This is a genomic window from Burkholderia sp. LMG 13014 (genome assembly GCF_905232215.1).
Classification (GTDB): domain Bacteria; phylum Pseudomonadota; class Gammaproteobacteria; order Burkholderiales; family Burkholderiaceae; genus Burkholderia.
The window spans coordinates 1-1455 of record NZ_CAJNKE010000967.1 but is presented as its reverse complement, the minus strand read 5'-3'; the positions used below and the strand labels follow the sequence as shown (position 1 = coordinate 1455).

The window sequence follows — 1455 nt, the reverse complement described above, 5'->3', positions numbered from 1 at the left end:
AGGATCGCCATGCGCGCGGGCTTTTCGTAGCAGACCACGTCGAACGCGCGGATCACTTCGCTGATGTCGGCCTCGCTCGCGCGGCCGGTGAGCAGGTCGCCCGTCAGCACGAAGATCGGCGCACCCGGGTTGTCGGACGTGCGCACCGCCTTGATCGCGGTGGCGGCGGTGCTGTCGTCGAACAGCCATTCGGTCAGGACCGCGTCGAATGCCTGGCCCTGAAGCGCGTCGACGAACGGCGCGAGGCCGTCGAATGCGGCCGTCGCGAAACCCTGGCGTTCGAGATAGCGGCACAGCTCGGTCGCGCTGACGCGATCGGGGTCGATCACCGCGACGACGAGCTTGTCGCTCTCCGCGCGGCGCGGATAGATCTCGATCTTGTGCACGTCGTACGCGTTCTGGTACAGCACGCCGGAGTGGCGCAGCACGCGCCAGCGGCCGTTTTGTTCATACGCGACGAACTCGGGGCGTGCGCCGGCTTCGAGCGGCGCGCCGATCCATGCGGTGCACGGAATCTCGGCGACGCCCGCGTAAAGGACGGCTTCCTGCGAATAGGCGCCGACCATGCCGGGGTCGAGCGTCTGCGCGCCGAACAGCTGGGCGGCGGGTTCGCCGTAGGCTTCGGCGACTTTCTTGATCTGCGCGAGCGTCCAGGGGCTGCTGCCGCGCAGTTTGCGATGGCCTTGCGAGAAACTCAGGTCGAGGATGCGGCACAGCTCGGTGGTCTGCTGGCGCTTGCCGATGCCGTTGCGGGTCATCAGCTCGCGCACGCGCTCGGCAACCGCGAGGGAATCCGTGGTGATTGCTTCAGTGGTCATGCTACGGGAACGGATCGTGACGTTCAGAACGACGCCTTTCGGCAGTCTCGACGGACAGTCTTCAAGACGTCCAGGGGCGAGCCGACCGGCCACGCGCGGAAAAGATAACTTTACCGCAAAATGGTCGGTATTCAGCGTCGTGAAAGATGCGTTTGTGTGAAAGGTGTGTCACGACGTTACCACCGCGGTCCGTATCCGGATGCATTAACGCCTGACAGGAAACAATGACGACAACTTATCCGCTGCACGATGCCCTGACCCTCGCCGGCACGCCATTCCCGGCAGAAGCCGACGTCGTGATCGCGGGTGCCGGCATCATGGGCTGCGCCGCTGCGTATTACCTGGGCTTGCGCGGCCTGAAGGCCGTCGTGCTCGACAAGTCACGCATCGCGGGACAGCAGTCGACCCGTGCGTGGGGCTTCGTGCGGCAGCAGGGCCGCGAAGCGGCCGAGGTGCCACTGATGATGGCCGGCATGCGGATCTGGGAGGGGCTAGAGGAAATCCTCGGTTTTGATCTCGAATGGCGGCAGGGCGGCTGTCTTTATATTGCGGACAACGAAACGGACTGGGCGTCGTTCAACGCGTGGCTCGCCGTCGCGCGTGAGCACGGGCTCGACACGCGGACGCTGACGCGCGC

Annotated in this window: 2 protein-coding genes; one reads left to right on the top strand and one right to left on the bottom strand. The window is 65.4% G+C overall.

What is annotated here, in order from left to right:
* Positions 1–818, bottom strand: an 818-nt coding sequence (locus JYJ84_RS36600) for a helix-turn-helix domain-containing protein (RefSeq protein ID WP_205190293.1), incomplete at its 3' end; no start/stop codon positions are given.
* Positions 819–1042: 224 nt separating this feature from the next.
* Here JYJ84_RS36600 and JYJ84_RS36595 point away from each other — a divergent pair.
* Positions 1043–1455: FAD-binding oxidoreductase (locus JYJ84_RS36595; RefSeq protein ID WP_205190292.1), on the top strand; the 413-nt coding region annotated here is incomplete at its 3' end.